Annotated in this window: 15 protein-coding genes; 5 read left to right on the top strand and 10 right to left on the bottom strand. The window is 65.6% G+C overall.

All coding sequences use genetic code 11. The features are described 5' to 3' along the window. Nucleotides 1-10: 10 nt before the first annotated feature. Nucleotides 11-1,534 carry a M20/M25/M40 family metallo-hydrolase gene (locus tag K7G82_RS04480; RefSeq protein WP_222988647.1) on the bottom strand — a complete coding sequence of 508 codons (1,524 nt, stop codon included), beginning with the start codon at nt 1,532-1,534 and terminating at the stop codon, nt 11-13. Nucleotides 1,535-1,720: 186 nt separating this feature from the next. On the opposite strand from K7G82_RS04480, the gene K7G82_RS04475 reads away from it, so the two are divergent. Further along, nucleotides 1,721-2,896, top strand: coding sequence for a hypothetical protein (locus tag K7G82_RS04475; RefSeq protein ID WP_222988646.1), 1,176 nt, complete (start codon nt 1,721-1,723; stop codon nt 2,894-2,896). A 9-nt stretch (nt 2,897-2,905) separates the two neighbouring features. Here K7G82_RS04475 and K7G82_RS04470 read toward each other — a convergent pair whose 3' ends face one another. The 5 genes from K7G82_RS04470 to K7G82_RS04450 form a co-directional block, all read right to left on the bottom strand. Continuing rightward, nucleotides 2,906-4,522, bottom strand: coding sequence for an AMP-binding protein (locus K7G82_RS04470; RefSeq protein WP_222988645.1), 1,617 nt, complete (start codon nt 4,520-4,522; stop codon nt 2,906-2,908). A gap of 38 nt (nt 4,523-4,560) precedes the next feature. Beyond that, on the bottom strand, nt 4,561-6,540 hold the full coding sequence (locus K7G82_RS04465; protein ID WP_222988644.1) for a flavin-containing monooxygenase: 1,980 nt from the start codon (nt 6,538-6,540) through the stop codon (nt 4,561-4,563). 62 nt (nt 6,541-6,602) lie between these two features. Next, nucleotides 6,603-7,754 carry an MDR/zinc-dependent alcohol dehydrogenase-like family protein gene (locus K7G82_RS04460; RefSeq protein ID WP_246623265.1) on the bottom strand — a complete coding sequence of 384 codons (1,152 nt, stop codon included), beginning with the start codon at nt 7,752-7,754 and terminating at the stop codon, nt 6,603-6,605. Nucleotides 7,755-7,827: 73 nt separating this feature from the next. Beyond that, complete coding sequence (locus tag K7G82_RS04455; RefSeq protein ID WP_222988643.1) at nt 7,828-8,943, bottom strand: CaiB/BaiF CoA transferase family protein; 1,116 nt, start codon at nt 8,941-8,943, stop codon at nt 7,828-7,830. 35 nt (nt 8,944-8,978) lie between these two features. Beyond that, nucleotides 8,979-11,324 (bottom strand): TonB-dependent receptor, encoded by a 2,346-nt coding sequence (locus K7G82_RS04450; RefSeq protein WP_222988642.1) that lies wholly within the window; start codon nt 11,322-11,324, stop codon nt 8,979-8,981. 142 nt (nt 11,325-11,466) lie between these two features. Between K7G82_RS04450 and K7G82_RS04445 the strand changes: the two genes are divergently transcribed. Together K7G82_RS04445 and K7G82_RS04440 are read left to right on the top strand one after the other, a co-directional pair. Then, the gene (locus K7G82_RS04445) at nt 11,467-13,587 is read left to right on the top strand and encodes an alpha/beta hydrolase fold domain-containing protein (protein ID WP_222988641.1); all 2,121 of its coding nucleotides are present in this window, start codon (nt 11,467-11,469) and stop codon (nt 13,585-13,587) included. 109 nt (nt 13,588-13,696) lie between these two features. Beyond that, nucleotides 13,697-14,302 (top strand): TetR/AcrR family transcriptional regulator, encoded by a 606-nt coding sequence (locus K7G82_RS04440; protein WP_222988640.1) that lies wholly within the window; start codon nt 13,697-13,699, stop codon nt 14,300-14,302. 29 nt (nt 14,303-14,331) lie between these two features. On the opposite strand, the gene K7G82_RS04435 is transcribed toward K7G82_RS04440, so the two are convergent. Continuing rightward, entirely contained in the window at nt 14,332-15,645 is a 1,314-nt protein-coding gene (locus K7G82_RS04435) for a sensor histidine kinase (RefSeq protein ID WP_222988639.1), read from the bottom strand. A gap of 10 nt (nt 15,646-15,655) precedes the next feature. Continuing rightward, nucleotides 15,656-16,381, bottom strand: coding sequence for a response regulator (locus tag K7G82_RS04430; RefSeq protein ID WP_222988638.1), 726 nt, complete (start codon nt 16,379-16,381; stop codon nt 15,656-15,658). 69 nt (nt 16,382-16,450) lie between these two features. Here K7G82_RS04430 and K7G82_RS04425 point away from each other — a divergent pair, with 69 nt between their 5' ends. Both K7G82_RS04425 and K7G82_RS04420 read left to right on the top strand, forming a co-directional pair. After that, nucleotides 16,451-17,332 (top strand): MipA/OmpV family protein, encoded by an 882-nt coding sequence (locus K7G82_RS04425; RefSeq protein ID WP_222988637.1) that lies wholly within the window; start codon nt 16,451-16,453, stop codon nt 17,330-17,332. Continuing rightward, nucleotides 17,329-17,628 carry a hypothetical protein gene (locus K7G82_RS04420; protein ID WP_222988636.1) on the top strand — a complete coding sequence of 100 codons (300 nt, stop codon included), beginning with the start codon at nt 17,329-17,331 and terminating at the stop codon, nt 17,626-17,628. The genes K7G82_RS04425 and K7G82_RS04420 overlap by 4 nt, the downstream gene beginning before the upstream one ends. Here K7G82_RS04420 and K7G82_RS04415 read toward each other — a convergent pair. Beyond that, entirely contained in the window at nt 17,604-18,848 is a 1,245-nt protein-coding gene (locus K7G82_RS04415; RefSeq protein WP_222988635.1) for a dicarboxylate/amino acid:cation symporter, read from the bottom strand. The two genes, K7G82_RS04420 and K7G82_RS04415, sit on opposite strands and share 25 nt — an antisense overlap. 102 nt (nt 18,849-18,950) lie before the next feature. Next, nucleotides 18,951-19,952 carry an N-acetyltransferase DgcN gene (gene dgcN, locus K7G82_RS04410; protein ID WP_222988634.1) on the bottom strand — a complete coding sequence of 334 codons (1,002 nt, stop codon included), beginning with the start codon at nt 19,950-19,952 and terminating at the stop codon, nt 18,951-18,953. Between the last annotated feature and the right edge of the window lie 51 nt (nt 19,953-20,003).

The raw sequence follows: 20,003 nt of genomic DNA, 5'->3' as shown, positions 1-20,003 counted from the left end.
GGTGTCCGTCTCAGGCAGTCGCCGCGACCTGATAGAGGAAATCGACAAAGGCGAGCGCCGCGTCGTCCATGCCCAGCACCTTGGGATTGGCGCTTTCGATCAGGAAGAACTCGTTGGGTGCATGCGCGCCCGAACCATGGCCCAGCCCGAACTGGCCGGCGGGCAGGTTGAGCGGCGGGCCGGTGAAGATCACGCCCGGCCAGCTTCCCGCGATGCGCGGATAGACCGTGGTCTCGACGCCGAACCGCTCATAGGTGGCAAGCTGCGCGCGCGTCAGTGCCGCGGTTTCCGGCGTCTCGGTCGGGCCATAGCCGCCGGTGACGTTCACCTCGACATCGGTGAAGCCGCGCTTGTCGAGATGCGCGCGCAGTTTCGCGACCGTCTCTTCCTTGGTCATGTTGGGCACCAGCCGCATTTCCACCTTAGCGACCGCGCGGCCGGGCAACACGGTCTTGCCGCCGGGGCCGGTATAGCCGGAGACGAGGCCCTGGATGTTGATCGTCGGCACCGCCGCCAGCCGTTCGAGCGACTGTTCCCACGTCATGTCGTCGATCCAGCGCTGCACGCCCAGTTGCTTCTTGGTCGATGCCTCGTCGGTCTTGGCGGCCGTCGCCGCGATCAGCGCGCGTTCGCGATCGGTGAGCGGGCGCACCTGATCCTGGATGCCGTCGATCATCACGGTGTTGCCGTCGGGGCTCACCAGCGTCGAAAGTGCCGCGACCAGCCGCCATGGCGGGCTGTCGACACGCGCCTTTTCGCTGGAATGGATGTCGCCCTTGGGGCCGCGGCCCCATTTCTCGCCCGAGACGACGATCTCCATCTCGATCGCGCCCTTGGCGCCCAGGAACAATGTGACCGCGCCGTTCGCCGGATTCTGCGCGGCGAAGGGAATGATCACGCCCACACTCTTCTTCAGCGCTTCTGCGACATGCGGCCTGGTGACGATCTCGTGGAAGTTGGGGGAGGCGATCTCTTCCTCGCCTTCGGCGACCAGCACGAGATTGACGGGCAGCTTGCGGCCCGCCGCCTTCATCGCGTGGAGCGCCGCGAGCACCGTCGATTCCGGGCCCTTCTGGTTGACGGCGCCACGGCCCATCAGGATCTTGCCCATGCCCGGCCGGTCGAGGATGCGGCCTTCCAGCGGCGGGCTTTCCCATTCGGATGCGACGAACTGCTTCACGTCGTACATGAAATACAGGCCCAGCGTCTTCTTGGCGCCCGCGTCGAGCGTCGCGAACACGCCTGGCTTGCCCTTGGACGGCACGATCTCGGCATGCTGGAAACCCGCATCGAGCGCGAGCTTGCGCATATAGTCCGCGCCCGCCGGATAGTTGAGATTCTCGGCCGCGATCGAGGGCAGGGCGATCCAGTCCTGCAAGCGCTTGACCGATGCGTCATGGCCCGCCGCGATCGCCTTCTTGACGTCGGCCAGCTTGTCCGTCTTCGCCAGCGCCGCGCCCGGCGCCATCATCGCCGCGCCGGTAACCGCCGCGGCGCTCGCCAGCAGGGTGCGCCGATCCGTTCCATTCTTCATCCCGTCCGCCATGATGATCCCTTTGTTGGTGTTCGGCACAGCAGTATCCGCTGAAATGACAAGCGCAAGCCGCAGACGTCATTGGTCGAACTCTGTCGGCGGTGATCGGCGGGGTGCTTGACCGGCGATGGCGGTCGCGTACGCCTTGTGCTCTCAGGTTGTGCCCGCAGGAAGGGATGCCGGATCATGTGTCGTCGATTGATCGCGCTGCTCGGGCTGTTGTTCTTCGCGCAGCGCGTGGCGGCGGAGGCGCCGACTCGCGTGATCGTGCTCGGCGTCGAACATGCCGCGCAGCTTGTTGCGAAGGGCGACCAGCCGGGCGCGCTTGCTGCCTTCGCCACCGCGCTCGCGCCCGATGCGATCTGTATCGAACGGGCGCCCGAGCAGTTCGCGCGCGGCGACCATTATGAATTCACCTACGAGATCCAGGGCATCCTGCTACCGCTGGCGGCGGAAACCGGCGTGGATATCTGCCCGTTCGACTGGATGCCCCCGGTCGAGGACCAGAAGCTGGCGCTGGGCCTCGACCTGGAGACGCCGCCGGAGATCCGTCCGCAATCGGGATTTCGCGGTTTCCTGAGCTTTCCCGATCCGGCGATCCTGAAACGCGATCTGTTCGACGCCGACCGCGCCGAAACCACCGGGCAGACGCGCCGCTGGGCGGGAACGGCGGCGCCCCGGGCGGATCGCGATTTCCCCAGGCGGCTCTACCTCTATCGCACCTTCATGCAGGCCCGGCGCATCCGCGCGGCGGCGGCGCGGCATCCGGGCGGCACCGTGCTCGTCGTGGTCGGTCAGTTCCACAAGCCCGATATCGAGGCGATCCTGCGTGACGATCCGGCGATCGCGCTCGTCCAGCCCTCCAGCCTGCCGCGCCCGAGCCCGGACGAGGTCGCGCGCGCAACCAGCCAGGCGCATCGCGCGGCGATCCTGTCGTTCAACCTGCTGGGCGTGCAGGGCGAGGGCGGCACCGTTGACTGGCCATGGGTGGGGGCGGTGCTCGATGCGTTCGAGGCCGGCTCGCCGGGGCCGGAGGCGCGGCTCTATCGCATCCGTTACCGTCAGTTGACCAAGGCGGCGGCGCTCGCGGAAGCGATCGCGGCCTATCGGGCGCTTGCGCGCGATCCCGGCGCCTCGGTCATGCCGGTCTGGAACGGCGCGAAGGATCCGGCGCGGATCGATTCCTATTTCGATCCCTTCGGCAACCTCTCCATCGCCCAGCGGGCCGGGGTGGAACTGGCGCGTTGCCTCGCCGCGAACGGCAAGCGCCGCGACGCGGCCGATGAACTGGCCCGGGTCCGCGCCGACCTGCCGGACGGCAAGGCGCGACAGTTGGATGGTTATGCATCCCGGCTGTGGTGATCGCGGGGATCAGCCCAGTTGCCGGCGCTTCGCGATCAACCCGGCCGTTGCCGCGTCCCAGCAATCTTCGGTCACGCCGGCGTCGCGCAGCTCGCCCTTCTTCACTTTCAGGCTGGGTGTCTTCGGCAGCGCATCGACCAGCCTGATATAGCGCGGCACCATGAAATGGGGGAGGCGCTGCTGAAGGAAGCGGGTCAGTTCTCCAGGGTCGAAACGGGCTTCATCGACGATGGAGAGCACGGCCATCACTTCCTGCTCGCCCAGGGGGCTGGGAACGCCGACCGCCGCGGCTTCGCGGATGCCGGGATAGGCCAGGATCTCACGCTCGACCTCGAAGGACGAGATATTCTCGCCGCGACGGCGGATCGCATCCTTCACGCGATCGACGAAATAATAAAAACCATCCTCATCGCGCCGGAACAGGTCCCCGGTGTGGAACCAGCCATTTCTCCATGCCCTGGCGGTCGCGTCCGGCGTACCCAGATATCCGCTGTTGAGAGCCCAGGGCAGATCGGTCCGGACGATCATTTCCCCGATATCGCCGGTCGCGACGTCGATGTCGTTGCCGTCGACCAGGCGGACGTCGACGCCATCGCGCTTGACCCCGCACGTGCCCGCACGCGATGGATGGGGGCCGGAAACGATCGGCGACGAGATCTCGGTCATGTTGAACAGCGTGAACGCGGTCACGCCGAAGCGATCTTCGAACGCCGCCGCGTCGGCGGGAAGCGGCACCAGCACGACGGTTTTCAGGTCGTGCCGCCTGTCTCCGTCGTCCGCAGGCTGCGATGACAGGAAATTGGCCATCGCCCCGATCAGGAACGCGACCGTGCATCGCGTGCGGCGGACCAGCGGCCAGAAGGCGGCGGTCGAGAATTTCTCCATCAGGACGATCGATCCGCCACGGATCAGCATTGCGATCGGCAGGCCGATCCCGCCGAAATGAAAGATCGGCATGTTGACGAGGAACCGGTCGTCCGGCCCGACAAAGGGCCAGGCGTCCGGCCCCGCACTTTGATAACAATGGAAATAGGAGGAGATGACGCCCTTGGACGGGCCCGTCGTGCCCGATGTATAGCAGATGGTCTGCGGATCCCATGGCTCGATCGGTCGTTCGGGCGGCGACAGCCCGTCCGGGTCCCCGTCGATCGCATCGAACAGCCGGCAATCGAAGCCGGCGGGCAGCGCCGGCGGCAGGCGATCGGGAAAAATAAGACCATCGATCCTGCCGGTTTCGACCGCTGCGATCTGATCGACCAGATCGGAGTGGAGAATGAGGAATCGCGCGTCGCTGAGCTTGAGCGCATGTTCCAGCATCGAGCCGCGAAACGCGGGGTTGAGGGGAACGAGGACCGCGCCGATATAGTTGACGGCGAAGAAGGAGAGCAGCGCCGCGGGGCCGTCCGGCAGCATCAGCGCGACATGGTCGCCCTGGTCGATGCCGAGCATCCGCAACCCCGCCGCCTTGGCGCGGACGCGCTCGCGCATCTCGTGATAGGTCCAGCTCTCGCCGGTCTCGAAAACCACGTAGATATCGTCCGGCTGGCGTTCCGCGCGGTCGTCCAGCACATAACGCAGCACGCAGCGGCGCCTGTCGAACAGGGCGCCCATCTGATCGTCGCTCATCGCGTCTCTTCTCCCATCCAGCCGCGTGCTCTTTCCGGTTATGCGATGTCCGGCGCCGGACGCCCGCCGCCGCCGAACCTGATCGCCGCCGGATCCAGCGATCCCGTCATCTTCCAGAAATCGACCAGGCGATAGGGCAGGACAGCAAAGACCCGGCCGGCCGGATTGCGATACCAGCTTTTGACGCCGGGATAGGACCAGACCATGCCGTCGTGCAGACGATCGACATCCTCGACATAGGCGTCATGCGCCTGATCGGTGACCTCGGCCGCCTCATGGCCGCCATCGAGCATCTGTTTGATGCACAGCATGACGAAGCGCATCTGGCATTCCGTCACGAAGATCGCGTTGCCGCCATGCGCCAGGCTGGTGTTCGGCCCCAGCAGCGTGAAGAAGTTGGGGAATCCGGGCATCATCGTTCCCAGATAGGCCGTCGCATCATCGGGTTTCCAGATCTTGCGGAGCTGGACACCGTCGCGCCCGACGATCTCCATCGGCGCCAGCATCCTGCTCGCCTGAAATCCGGTGGCGCAGACGATGGCGTCCACCTCATGGACAATGCCGTCGGCGGTCTCGACGCCCTCTGGCCGAACGGCGACGATGTCGTCGGTCACCAGCGCGACATTGTCCCGCCGCAGCATGGCGTACCAGCGATTATCGATCAGGATCCGTTTTCCATAAGGCGGATAGTCGGGAAGGACTTTGGGAATCAGCGGCGATCCCTCGCCAAGTTCGGATTCGATGAACCGCTCCATGAAGGCGCGATGCCGGTCGTTGGCGGCATTGATCGATCGTCCGTCGCCATTCCAGCCAGGATCCACGCGCAAGGCGTCGTGCAGGCCGTCGGCGAAGGCCCAGAACAGCTGGAAGCGATACCAGCGCGCATAGAAGGGGATATGCTCGAGCGCCCATTTCTTGCCCTCGGACACGCCGAGGAAATAATTGGGATTGGGCACCACCCAATGGGGGGAGCGCTGGAAGATCGTCAGTTCGGCGACGTCGGGTGCGATCGTCGGCGCGATCTGGTGGCCCGATGCGCCCGTGCCGATCATCGCGATGCGCTTGCCGCGCCAGTCGAAATCGGGATCCCAGGCGCCGCTGTGCAGCAGCGTGCCGCCGAAGCTTTCCAGCCCCTCTATCTCCGGCCATTTCGGGCGGTTGAGCACGCCGACCGCCGAAATGACGACGCGCGCCGTCACCGTTTCCGTCGCGCCGTCTCTCTCCCGGAACACGACCGTCCAGCGCGCGGATGTTTCGTCATAGGTCGCACTGATGACCTCGGTGCCGAAACGCGTGTGGGGGCGAAGCCTGTGCCTGTCGGCGACATCCTCGAAATAGCGCCATAATTCGTCGCGTTTCGCGAAGAAGTGCGACCAGTCGTTGTTCGGTTCGAACGAATAGGAATAGAAGTGATTGGGCGTATCGACGCCGCATCCCGGATAGCGGTTCTGATACCAGGTGCCGCCGAACGCGGCGTCCTTTTCGAGGATGGTGAAAGGGATGCCCGCCTGCTGGAGATAGATGGCGGCGGCGATGCCCGACATGCCCGCGCCGATGATGACCGCATCCATGTCGATCGGTGCGTCCCCGCCTTGGCCGAACGGGCCCGGTTCCGCCGGTGCATAATGGTCCGGATCGAGATCCTGATGCATCATCGCGGCATAGTCGCGCCCGATCGGCTCCCCGACCGCCGTGCTCAACATCTCTTCGAGCAACGCGCCTTCCGGAATCGGCGGCCATTCCCGGCCATCGCCCGCGAACGCCAGCAGATGGGCAAGCAGCGCCTCGCGGATCTCGGCACGAAGCTGATCAGGCATCTTCTCCTGATAGTTCATGGGCCCGGAAATATAGGGGCGCGCGCGCTCCAGCCAATGACGCTCGCCGGTCAGCTGGACCAGGACGAGGAGCAGGGTGGCCGAATCGGCTGCTTTCATCGCCTCGACAAGACCGGCCTTGTCCGAAGGGCCGTCCGCAGCCGGGATATGGCTGGCGGGATGGGAAGGGGGCGGGGTGTCCATCGGCATCTGTCCTGCGGTCGTATCGATATACTTTTAGTAAGTAAAATATACTAATGAGTAGATCAAGCTGTTTCGGAGGGACGGCGAGCTGGGTTGACCAGCATCTTCGCGCCGGTTCCATTGCGTGCGCAGGCCCGGAGCGTTTCGGGCGTCAGCAACTCCGCAAGCGATATCTCGCGCGCGTACCGGGTTCGGAATATGGTGCCGAGATCGGCGATCACGCGCTCGCGCAGGCGGGCGGCGCGCTCCGGGCCGATCCGCTCCAGAAACGGCAGGACCAGCCAGCCGCCGATACCCCAGGCCATGCCCGCCTTGCGATCGATGATCGTCGGGCCGGGATCCAGGCTGCCATAGATATAGACCTGCTTGTGCACCGCCGATCCGTAACGGCTGTAGCTCCCGGCGCGCCGATCGAGCGCCTTCTCCATGCTGCTCAGGATCCGGCCCGCCAGTCCGCCGCCGCCCACGGCATCGAACGCCAGTGTCGCGCCGGTTTCGGCGAGTGCCGCGACCAGGATTTCCTCGAAATCGGGTGCGCTACTGTCGCAGACAAAAGCCGCGCCGGCGTCGCGAAGCAGCGCGGCCTGGGGCGCAGAGCGAACGACATTCACCAGCGGAATATTGTCCCTGATGCATAGCCGGTTGAGCATCTGGCCAAGATTGGAGGCGGCGGCGGTGTGGAGCAGCGCGTGATGCCCCTCGCTGCGCATCACCTCGACCATGCCGAGCGCCGTCAGCGGATTGACGAAAGCGGCCGCGCCCTTCGCGGGATCCGTTCCCGGCGGCAGAACCAGGCAGTCGCGCGCGTTGATGGTGCGATATTCAGCGTACATCGCGCCGCCGAACATCGCGACGCGCTTGCCGATCATTGCGCGCATGGCGCCGCCGGCTTCGACCACAATGCCGGCGGCCTCGTTGCCGACGCGCAATTCCTCTCCGAAGCGCCCGGCCAGCCGCCCCCGGTGTTCGGGCGCGATCATGCCGGTGACATAGGCCGTTTCCCCGTCGCCATGGCGGGTGAGGCTCGCGAGATCGACCGGGCCGAGCAATGTTCCCAGATCCGACGGATTGACCGGCGATGCCTCGATCCTGACGGTGATCTCGTCATCGGCGGGCGGCGGGACGGGCATTGTCCGGAGATGCAGCCGGAGTTCGCCTCCGGCGCTGACCAGCGACCGCAGTTCCAGGCCGTGCAGCATGTGCGTGCCGGTCAAGTTGATCCTCCATGACATGGATGATGTGGCGGCCGTCCGCCGGAGCGGGACGGCCGGTTCGGGCAGGTGCTCGTCACGCGCGGTCCAGCCCCCATCGCGCGAGAATGTCGGCGGAGGAGGCGCCACGTCCATCGGGTGCCCGCAACCGTGATCGGGGGTGACCGGCGAAGCGTGGCGCTGGCGCCGGGACGGCCTGGCCCATCATCTCTCCGAACAATCCGCGTGAGACGTTCGCGGGGGCGATCACGGCCTCTGCGGGCGAAAGCACGGGCGTCACACAGGCATCGATCGGCGCGAAGATATCCGCCCATGCGTCGCGCGTTCGTGTGGCGATCCGCGCCGCCAGCCGTTCCCGACGGGGGCGCCATGACGCGCGGTCGAACTGATCGGGGAATTCGGCCGGATCGAAGCCGAAGCCCCGAAGCATCGCTGCATGAAATTGCGGCTCTATCGCCCCGATTGCGAGATATCCGCCATCCGCGGTTTCGTAGCATCGATAGAAATATGCTGCGCCGTCGAGCAGGTTGCTCTCGCGGGCATCATGCCAGAAGCCCATCGCACGCCAGGCATGAAGCTGCGTCGCCAGCAGCGCGGCGCCGTCGATCATCGCCGCATCGATCACCTGCCCCCTGGCGGTGACGGTCCGCCGGAGGAGTGCCGCGACGATGCCGACGACCGCGAACAGCGCGCCCCCGCCGAAATCCCCGACCAGATTCAGCGGCGGCGGCGGCGGTGCGTCCGATGGCCCCATCGCATGGAGGACACCGGCCTGCGCGATATAGTTGATGTCGTGCCCGGCCTTGTCGGCAAGCGGGCCGGATTGTCCCCAACCCGTCATCCGCGCGTAGACGAGCGCCGGATTCCGCGTGAGGCAGGTCTCCGGCCCCAGGCCCAGGCGTTCCATCACGCCCGGCCGGTTCCCCTCGATCATGGCATCGGCGCGGTCGATCAGCCCGAGCGCGATTGCGCGGTCATTCTCGTCCTTCAGGTCGAGCGCGATCGAAGGGCGCCCGCGATTCAGCGCGTCGAGCGCGGCATTGCCGGCCGACACCTCCGGCCCGGTGCGTCGATCGATGCGGATGACGTCCGCTCCCAGATCGGCAAGCATCATCGCCGCGAAGGGTGTCGGCCCGAGCCCCTCGAATTCGATGATCCTGATGCCATCGAGCTGACCGCCGAAACCGGGCATCTGCACCGTGTCCATGAGGAAACGACCGGACGATTTCAGAACCGGACGCCCAGCGACGCGCCGAGCGTGCGGGGCGCGGCGACCTGGCAGCGGACGGCGGTACCGCCAGTGGCCGGATTGCGGACACCGAATGCGTTGTCGAGAACCTGATAATAGGTCTGAACGCAATAACCCTTGTCGGTAAGATTGTCGCCGAACAGGCTGATATTCCAGCGATCGTCCCTGCCATAGAGCGTCAGTCGCGCGCCGATCAGCGCATAGCCGTCCTGGATCGTCTGCGGATTGTTGTCGGTCACCTGTCCGATATTCATGTCGGAAACGAAGGATATGTTCGCGCGCGCCATGAAGCGCATGCCCGTATTGCCGATCTCGTTCTTGTAGGTCGCGCCGAAGGATCCGGAATATTTGGGCGAAAAGGTTGCCGGAGCGCCCGTCAGATCCTGGGTTCCGCCGAACGCGGGCAGGCCGGATGCGCCCTTGAATTCCAGGAATTTGGAATCGAGATAGGCAAGCGACCAGTCGACCTGGAAATTCCGGTCGGGCGACAGGATCGCGTTCAGTTCGGCGCCCTGCTGCCGCAACCCGCCGGCATTGCTCACGACGAAGCTGACGCCGTCGAAACTGCGATCCTGAAATCCGGCTATATCCATGCGGAACAGCGTCGCGTTGAAGATCAGGCCGCCATCGAGCCATCTGGTCTTCGCGCCGATCTCGTAATTCTTGACGAATTCGGGCTGGAACACCCGGCGCGCACCCAGCACGGTGCTGCCGCCGCCGGAATTGAAACCGCCCGATTTGTAACCGGTCGAATAGGAGGCGAAGAGCATCTTGCCGTCGGCCGGCTTCCAGCCGACCTGTGCGCGCCAGGTCAGCCGGTCTCCCGAGAATGCCAGATTCGCGGTTTCCGGTGCGCGCAGCACGATCCCGACGGGATTGGGGCTGGTCTGGACGAACGAACCGGTCTTGTCGTCGCGCGTCCAGCGCGCGCCCAGGGTCAGATCGAGCGTGTCGGTGAAGGCATAGGTGGCCTGACCATAAGCGGCATAGCTGTCCACCGACTGGCCGAACCGCAGATCGGTGGCGCCGGTGCTCGGCCCGGCAAGGCAGGCGTTCACCAGATTGGGCGCGAGCAGCCCCACGATGGTCGGGCAGAAGCTGGGCAGGAAGGCGAAGCGCTCGACGATCTTGTAGCGCTCGTGGAAATAGTAGAGCCCGGCCACGAAATCGAGCCGTCCGCCCATCAGGCGTCCCTTGGGGGAAATGATCTGCAATTCATGGCTTTGGCTCTTGCTGTCATAGACGCCGTCCCGTCGCAGGATCGGGATCGGGACGAACAGGAGATCGCCATCCTCCTGCCGGCTTTCCCAATCGCGATAGCCGTTGAGCATCCGGGCGGTGAAGCCGTCGCCGAAGTCCAGCGACAGGTCGCTGGAGATCCCCCATTGCCTGTCGTCGACAAAATCGTCGAGATACTGGTTGCTGCGCCGGTCGAATGGATCCAGATCGGGCAGCACGCCTCCCAGCCTTGCCTTGAACGTCGCCAGCCCGGCCGGCGTCACTGAATCGGACAGGAACCCGACCAGCGGGAATCCGCTGCCTTTGAGCCTGGAATAGTCGGCGCGCACCAGCCAGGTGACGGCCCCGGGCGTCGCCTTCATCGACAGGCGCCCGGCGATGGTATCGGCGCCGCCAAATCGGCGATCATGCTGATCACTGAACCAGAGGCCGTCGAATTTCTCGCCGATCGCGGCCGCCCGGAATGCCAATGTATCGTTCACCGGCAGATTGACGAAACCGTCCAGCCGATAGCGGGCGCCGGTTCCGATCTCGGCGCGCAGTTCGCCCGAAAAATCATTCTCGGGCTCGATCGAGCGCAACGCCACCGCGCCCACGCTGGCATTGCGCCCGAACAGCGTGCCTTGCGGTCCCCGGAGCACCTCGACGCCCTCGACGTCGAGCATCGATCCGAACAGCGCACCGGGCCGCGCCACATAGATCCCGTCGAGGAAGGTCGCGACGCTCGGTTCGACGGCGGTGTTGCCGGAGGCGCCGATGCCGCGGATGTTCAGGCGCGCACTCGCCAATTGCGGACCACGCGTGACGGTGAAGTTCGGAACCAGCTTCGCAAGGCCGGTGACATCCGTCACATTCCGGTCGGCCAGCCCCTGTCCGCTGAACGCCGCGATCGAGATGGCGACATCCTGGATGTTTTCTGCCCGCTTCTGCGCGGTGACGACGATGTCGCCGCCATCGGCCCAGTCAGGGGCGGCGGCTTGTTCCTGGGCGGCGTTTCCGGCCTGGTCCGGTGCTGCAAGGCCAGCGCCGTGCATCGCAAAAACGGTGAGTCCCAGCGATAGCTGGCGCAGCTTCCGGCCGTTCATATCCATCTCCCGAAATCGTCGTTATGATTAATATACTCATCGGTATATTTGAGTTCTATCGGGTAGACATGGCGTTTGCAAGCGGATAATATCGGCAGCAGCAGGCCGGTCGCACACCGGCGAGGCGATATTGGGAGACGGTATGAAGGCATTGATTGCGGGCGGTGGCGTTGCCGGGCTCACCGCGGCGCTCGCGCTGTTGCGCGAGGGCATTGATGTCCAGCTATTCGAGCGCGCACCCGAAATGAGCGAGATCGGGGCTGGCATCCAGATGTCGCCCAACGGCACCCGCATTCTCGATCATCTGGGTCTTCTCGATGCCTTCCGGGAACGGGCGGTGGCGACGGAACGTCTGGATTTCCACGATCTGGAAACCGGCTCGCCGGTCTATACGGTGCCGTTGGGCGCGGGCGCGGCGGAGCGCTATGGCCAGACCTTCTATCAATGCCATCGCGCCGATCTGCTCCAGGTCATGGTCGACCGATTGCCCCCGAACATCGTTTCGCTGGGGGCGGACATTGTCGGCGTTGGCCAGGATGGCGATCGGGCATGGCTGAAAACAGCCGATGGCGTACGCCATTGGGGCGATGTCGTGCTCGCCTGCGACGGCATTCATTCGGTCGTCCGGGATCGGGTCTTCAATGCCGTGCCGCTCCGCGATTCCGGACTGTCGGCATGGCGGGCGCTGATCCCATGGGAAATCGCGCGGGATTTCGGCATCGGGCACATCTCGGCTGCATGGTTCGGCAAGGCCCGCGCCGCCGTCGCCTATTGGGTGAGGCCGGGCGAACTGTTCAATCTTGTCGGCATTGTCACGGCGACCGAGGTCAATGCCGAATCCTGGACAAGGCGCGGCGCCGTGACCGCGCTTCGCAAGAGTTTCGACGGGTGCAATCCGGTATTGCGCAGGATCGTCGACAGCGTCGATGATGCGTTCCTGACCGGGTTCATGCATCGTTCGGCGCTGGAAAGCTATGTCAGCGGCCGCATCGCGCTGGTCGGCGACGCGGCGCATGCCATGCTGCCTTTTCTGGCGCAGGGCGGCGTGCAGGCGATGGAGGACGCGGTGACGCTTGCGCGGCTTCTCGCGAAGCACGGCGCGGGGGACGTGGCGGGTGCGATGGCGGCCTATGATGCGCTGCGGCGGCCGCGCGCCAATCTCGTCCAGAGCACCGCGACCGCGATGGCGTCGCTATGGACCATCGGCGACGAGCAGCAGATCCGCATGCGCAACGGCCGATTTCGCGGCATCATGCGGATCGATCCCTATGCGGAGACGATCTGGGGATGGCTTTACGGTCATGATGCGGTCGCGGCCGCCGATGCCCGCATCGTCGATGCCCCGCCACCGCCGGCACTCGATCGTGACGTCGCTCGGCACGCTTTTGAAATCTGCTCGACATTCATCACACCGGAAGATCATGAACGCGGCATTCCCGGGCTGCGGGACGCCTATAATCGCCTGCTGGCGCGCTTTCCCGCGACGCCGGGCACGCAGGTCACTCCGGTGTCGTGCAACGGCGTGTCCTGCCTGATCGTCAGCGACCCCTCCGCCTCTGAAGAATTGCGGGTAATGCATTTCCACGGTGGCGGCTATGTCGTGGGCTCGGCCGAGGGCGCGGTGGAATATGCCGGCCGATTGTCGCGCGCGTCGGGCCATTCCGTGCTGGTCGTCGATTATCGCCTGGCGCCCGAGCATCCCTTTCCCGCTGCGGTCGAAGATGCCGGCGCGGCCTATGCGTGGCTATGCGAACAGCATGAGGCGCCGATCCTGATCAGCGGCGAATCCGCGGGAGGGGGATTGGCGGTGATCCTGGGCCTGCGCGTGCGCGACGAAGGCGTGCAGCGGGCGCCTGCCGGCTATTATCTGCTGTCGCCCTACACCGATCTGGAGATCACCGGGGCCTCAGTGGACGAAGCGAAGGGCAGGGACCCGCTGGCCAACCGGGATCTGCTCGTCGCGCTTTCGGGCGCCTATCTGCAAGGCCATGATCCCTGCGATCCGATGGCATCGCCGATCCACGCCGATCTGACGGGTCTCGCGCCGATGCTGATCGGCTGTTCGGCTGTCGAGGCGTTGCGCGGCGACAGCGAGCGCCTGTTCGCAGTCGCACAGGCGAACGGGGTGCCGTCGCGCCTGCTGGTCTATCCGGACACGTTGCACATCTTCGCGCTGTTCCCGTTCCTGCCGGAAGCCGATGAGTGGCTTGGCGAATTGCCGGCGTTCGCGAACGCGGCCCATGGGGGCCTGTGCGAAGCGTGAAACGAAGGCCGGGCCGCAGCTATTTGATGTTGCGTCGCTTCATGGGAAAACCGGTTCCTACTTTTCCGCACGATGTTCTATATGCGGACAACGCAGAGGAAGAGTTTGAATGGCCCGTGCAAGTGCATTGAAGACCGAGGTCGCCGCGCTCAAGCGCGCGCGCATACTCGAACATTCGCGGGAGCTGTTCGCGCGCAAGGGCTATCAGAACACCACGCTGGACGAGATCGCCGGCAGCCTCGAAGTGACCAAGCCCTTCATCTATTCCTATTATGCGAACAAGGGCGCGATATTGTTCGAGATCTCCCAATTGGGAATCGCCTGTTCGCTGCAGGTGATGAACGAGATCCGCGCCCATGACATCTCGCCCAGGGAAAAGCTCTTCAGGCTGGTCGAAGAGGTGACGGTCGTCACCTTGCAGAACCAGGACAATCTTGCGGTCTATCTGCGGGAGGAGAAAGAGCTCGATCCCGACAGGTCGAAGGAGATCATGGAAAAGCGCGGCGAGTTCGACCACGGAATAGCCGATATCCTCGAAGACGGAATCGCGAAGGGGCAGTTCGATATCAACGATGTCAGCGTCACGTCCAAAACCATCGGCGGCATGATCAGCTGGGTCGTTTACTGGTACCGGCCGGGCGGATCGCAATCGCACGAAGCCGTTGGCAGGATGATCGCGGACATGGTCATGAAGATCGTTTCCCGCCCCGGCTGAGCGGAGTACGAAATCGCCGATCCTGCCCTCTATCGCACCAGCGTGACCCGCACGGTAAATCCCTCCGGCAGCGCGACGAAGGCGATTTCACCGCCCTGACCGGCCACCGCCTCGCGTGCGATCGTCAGGCCCAGGCCGGTTCCGCCGGAATCCCGGCTGCGCGATGCTTCAAGCCGTTCGAATGGCTCGAAGGCGCGTTCCGCTTCGGCCGGCGGAATGCCCGGTCCATGATCGATGATATCGACGACGGCGACGTCGCCCGCGGAAGACAGGCGGATCCGCGCGACCTCGCCATATTGGCAGGCATTGGCGATCAGATTGGCGAATGCGCGCTTCATTGCAACCGGACGGCATGAAAGCGTCAGATGATCCGGCCCTTCATACAGCACATCTTCTCCGGAATCGGAAAATGTGTCGGCCAGGCTGATCAGCAACGCAGCCAGATCGATCGCCTGTTCGGGCTCGCGCCGCATTTCCGCGCCGGCAAAGGCGAGCGCGTCGGACAGCATCGTCTCCATGTCGCCGATATCGGCGAGCATGCGTGCGCGCTGATCTTCGGGCACATATTCTGCGAGCAGGCGCAGCCGCGTCAACGGCGTGCGCAGATCGTGCGAGATGGCGGCGAGCATCTGTGTGCGGCCGTCGACATGGCGCTTCAGCCGCATCTGCATCTCGTTGAACGTGTCGGCGATCGCGGCATATTCCGGCGCGCTCATGCCGGTGATCAGCGTGGGCTCGCGATCGCGCCCCATTTTCTCGGCGGCCGCGGAAAGCCGGCTGAGCGGGCGCAGGATCATCCGCGCCATCGCATAGGAAAACAGGATGATCAGCAGGATCCGGCCGACCAGCCCGCTCAGGTACAGGGCGTAGCGGCTGAACATGTCCGCCGGCGCCTTTTCGCGGACGATCAGCCAGACGCCCTTGTCGAGCTGAACGGCGATCTGGAGGTTGCGCAGCGTTCGGGACGACAAGGCGTCCTGAAGCGGATCGTCCCCCTGGTGGCGCGCCATCAGGATCACCTGGGGCGCCTGCGGGCCATAGCGAAACGGTCCCATCACCGCCTCGTCCGGGATCGCCGGCAGGATGCGATAGTCGAGCGTCCGGGCCGAATCGAGGCGAGCCAGCGCCGCCGCGCGCTCGGCGGGCGGCGTCGAGAGCACGGTCTGCGCGGCTTCCTCGATCGCATCGGACAACCAGCTTCGTTGCACGACGAGTTCCGGTGCGGGGGGCAACAGGTCTCGCAAACCGCGCTCGAGCACGCCCGCGATCAGGATGGCGAGCACCAGTGCGATGGCGACGCGCGGCGCGACGCCCAGCCGGGTGAATCGCCGGAGGTGCTTCATCGCACCGGGCTCATGGATGATCCTCGGTGACGGGTACCGACAGGAAATAGCCGCCGTTGCGCACCGTCTTGATCAGCAGCGGGGCATTGGGATTGGCTTCAATCTTGCGGCGCAGCCGGCTCATCTGCACATCGATGCTGCGATCGATATTGATACTCGTCCGGCCATGGACGAGGTCGAGCAACTGGTCTCGGCTCATCACGCTTTGCGGATGCTGGACAAGCGCCGCCAGCAGGTCGAACTCGCCGCTGGTCAGCTCGGTCAGCGCGCCTTCGGGGGAGAGCAGCGTGCGCCGGCCGGTGTCGAGGATCCAGCCTGCGAAACGATAGATGCCGGGCGAGCGGGTGGCCCTGTCTCCGCCTTGCTGGCCTGTCCGGCGGAGCACGGCACGGATACGCGCCAGCAATTCGCGCGGGTTGAACGGCTTGGCGACATAATCGTCGGCGCCCAGTTCCAGGCCGACGACGCGATCGGTATCGCCCCCGCGCGCGGTGAGCAGGATGACGGGCAGGCTGCCCTCGGCCCGCAGCCGGCCGCACAGGGTGAAACCGTCATCGCCCGGCAGCATCACGTCGAGCACGATCAGGTCGGGCCGTGTCGCGCGCATCCGTGCCTGCATCTCCCGCCCGTCACGCGCCTCGGCGACGCTCAGGCCGTGATCGGTCAGGAAGCGGCCGAGCATCGTCCGGATATGCAGATCGTCGTCGACGACAAGGATATGGGGCCTTGGGCTCATGCGCGGTTGATGCGCATATGATCGCGCGAAGTCCAATCCGATCGGCGGACTGAAACAAACTGAAACACGATGTCATCGCGCCGTAATCGCCGGCGGCCGGCGCCGGTCTATCTCGGCGGCTGTTCTCCACAGCCCGAGGCGGTCGTCATGCCGGAACTGCGTACATCCTTCCACATCATCGCGGGCGCGCTTGCCCTGGGCGCATTGGCGCCGGATCGCGCCGCCGCGCAGCCCCGCGAGGACGGGGACTGGCAGTTGACCATCGGTGCCGGCGTCATCGTCATGCCCGAATATGAAGGATCGGACGATCACCGGATCCAGCCATTTCCGGTGCTGGCGCTCGACTACAAGAACATCGTCTCGATCCGCGGGCCGGAGATCCAGGTCTCGATCGCCGATGTCGCGCTGTCGGGTGACGTGCGCTTCCGCTTCGGCCCGGCGGCGCGCTATCGCCAAGGCCGCGACGAGAAGGACGATGCCGATCTGGTCGGGCTCGGCGATGTCGACGATTCGATCGAGCTGGGTGGTTTCGCGCGTGTCGGCAGTGATCGCTGGTGGCTGCAGGTGAGCGGCGGCAAGGATGTGGCGGGCGGCCATGACGGCGTGGTCGCCGAGATCGAGGCGGGCCTCCGCTTCGACCTTTCGGACACGCTCTCCGCGCAGCTGAGGACGATGACGTCCTGGGCGAACCGCAAATATATGCGCGGCAATTTCGGCATCGACGCCGCGCAATCGGCGGCGAGCGGACTGGCGCGCTACGCCCCCGATGCCGGTCTGAAGGATGCGGGCGTCGGCATCGGCGTCAACTACCGGCTCGACGATCGCTGGAGCATCGGCGGGGATGGGGGATATCGTCGATTGCTCGGCGACGCGGCGGATAGCCCGATCGTCGCGAAGCGCGGCTCGGCCGATCAACTCCACGGCCTGCTTTATCTGAGCTACCGGTTATGAGCTTCTCGACGCTCGAATGGACGGTCATCCGTCTGGCGGCGGCGCCACGAGAGGCGCGATCGGCCCGGATCGGTGCGTTTCATCGGATGCTGCGGCATATTGCGCCTTTGCTGCGCGCGCCGGCCCCGCTCGCCGATCCCAGGCTGGAAGCGCTTCGTGTCCTTGCCGCGGCGCTGCATCGCCGCCGCCCGGCGACGGCGGAGGATATGGCGGAGTTCCTGGCCGCCGGGTGGGGAGAGGGGGATGCGGCGCGCGTCGTGCGCGCGGTCGATCAGGTGTCGGCGCGCGAGCGATAGACCGCTTCGTCGAACTCGCCTTCCCAGCGCGCGACCGTGGTGGCCACCGTCAGATTCGCGCTGGCGCTGGGAACGGTGCGCGTCATGTCGAGCAGTCTGTCGAAGGGCAGGACGAAGCCGACGACGAGCGCGGTCTGCTCGGGCGGGATGCCCACGGCCGAGAGCACGGCGGCAAGCATGAACAGGGACGCGGAAGGCATCGGCGCGGTACCGAAGGCGGCAAGTGCGCCGGTCAGCAGCACGATGCCATAGACCTGCGGCGTGAGTGGCGTGCCGAAGGCCTGGAGCGCGAACATGCTGAGCAGGCCGACATACATCGCCGTGCCGTCCTTGCCGATGCTGGCGCCCAGCGGCAGCACGGTCGAGAATACCGAGCGGCCGACCCCCAGATTCTTCTCGGCGACGCGCATCGCGACCGGCAGCGTCGCCGAGCTGGATGCGGTGGAGAAGGCGACGGCCAGCGCGTCGACGATGCCGCGAAAGAAGGGCAGCACCGGCAGCCGCGCGAAGAATTTCAGGATCAGGCTGTGGACCAATATGATCTGCAAGGCCGATCCGACGACGACGGCGAGCGCGAGCCAGCCGACATGGACGAACACGCCGGTGCCGTTCGCCGCCACCGCATTGGCGATCAGCGCGAAGACGCCGAAGGGCGTCGCTTCCATGATCACGCCGACAATCTTGAGCAGCACGGCTGAAATCGACTGGAGCAGGTTGGCGAGCGGCTTGCCCGCCTCGCCGGCCAGCACGGTGCCGACGCCGACCAGGATCGCGACGAAGATCAGCGCCAGCATGTCGCCCTTGGCCATCGCATCGACGATATTGGTCGGGATGATGCCGAGAAGCTGTTCATAGGGCGTGAGCGGCTTGCCCAGCGCATGCGGCGCGGCGGTGCCCAGCGCGGCGCCCTCTCCGGGGGTGAGGATCGTCGCGACAAGCATGCCGATCGAGACCGCGATCGCGGTGGTGAAGGCGAACAGGCCGACGGTGCGCCCGCCCAGGCTGCCCAGCCTTTTGGGGTCGGCGAGCGAGGTGATGCCGGCGGCGATCGTGATCAGCACGATCGGCGCCACCAGCATCCGGATGGCGCGGACGAACAGATCGCCCATGAAGGCGACCGAAGGCGTTGCCGAGGGCCACACCAATGCAAAGACAAGGCCGAGCGCAAGCGCGCCCAGCACGCGCTTCCACAGCGCGATCCCGAACCAGGCGCGCAGCACCGTTACCGGCTCGCCTTCGCGAGGTGCGCCGTGGATCGGCCGGGTTCAGGGCATCGTCGTGCCGTCATGCTCTATCCCCCTTGCGCCGTGGCGACCTGCCGGTCAGCCCGCCAGCAATGCGTCGACGATCGTATCGGTGCCGAAGGCGATCGGATCGGTGCAGGGCAGGCCGAGCTGTTCGGCGATGGTGTCGCACAGCTTGCGCGCGTCGTCACGATCCATCGCGGAGGTGTTGAGGCAGATTCCGACCGCGCGGACATCGGGGCTGGTGAGCCGCGCGACGCGCAGATTATGCTCCAGGCATTCGGCGAGATCGGGCAGCGCACGGCCGGGAATGCCGCGCATATGCTCGCGCATCGGATCATGGCACATCACCAGAGCTTCGGCCTGGGCACCGTGCAGCAAGCCCGTCGACACGCCCGCGAAGGAGGGGTGAAACAGCGATCCCTGGCCCTCGATCACATCCCAGCCATTGTCGTTGCGGGCAGGTGCCAGTTGCTCGATGGCACCGGAGATGAAATCGGCGACCACGGCATCGACGGGAACGCCATCGCCCGCGATCAGGATACCGGTCTGGCCGGTCGCCCGGAAATCGGCGGGAATGCCGCGCGCTTGGATCGCGCGGGTGAGTGCGATCGTGGTGTACATCTTGCCGACCGAACAGTCGGTGCCCACGGTCAGCAGGCGATGGCCGGCACGCGGATTGCCGTTGCCCACCGGCAGGTTCGCCGGCGGATCGCGCACGTCGAACAGCGAAAGGCCGCGCTCCTCCGCGAGGCTGGCGATCTCGGGCACGTCGCGCAGCCTTTGATGGAGGCCGGCGGCGACGTTCATGCCGGCTTCGAGCGCGGCGACGGCGTCGGCGATCAGGTCCGCGCCCATCTTGCCGCCCGAATTGGCGATGCCGAGCACCAGCGTCTTCGCGCCGGCGGCCGCACCCTCGGCCATGGTCAATCGCGGCAGGCCAAGCGTGAGCGGGCCGTCGTCATGGCGGAATTCGCCGACGCAATCGTCGGGGCGGAACTCGGCCAGGCCGCGCGAGGTCTTGATGCCGACCGCGTCGTTGCTGCGGCCAAGATAGAGGAGATAGGGTGCTGGTATCATGACGATCAGCGTATCGCCGGCCGCGTCGTTACGCGCATAGCGAGTGCAATA

Origin of the sequence: Sphingomonas colocasiae, assembly GCF_019880585.1 — a bacterium.
GTDB classification, from domain to species: Bacteria; Pseudomonadota; Alphaproteobacteria; order Sphingomonadales; family Sphingomonadaceae; genus Sphingobium_A; species Sphingobium_A colocasiae.
This window is presented reverse-complemented; position numbering and strand designations above follow the sequence as displayed.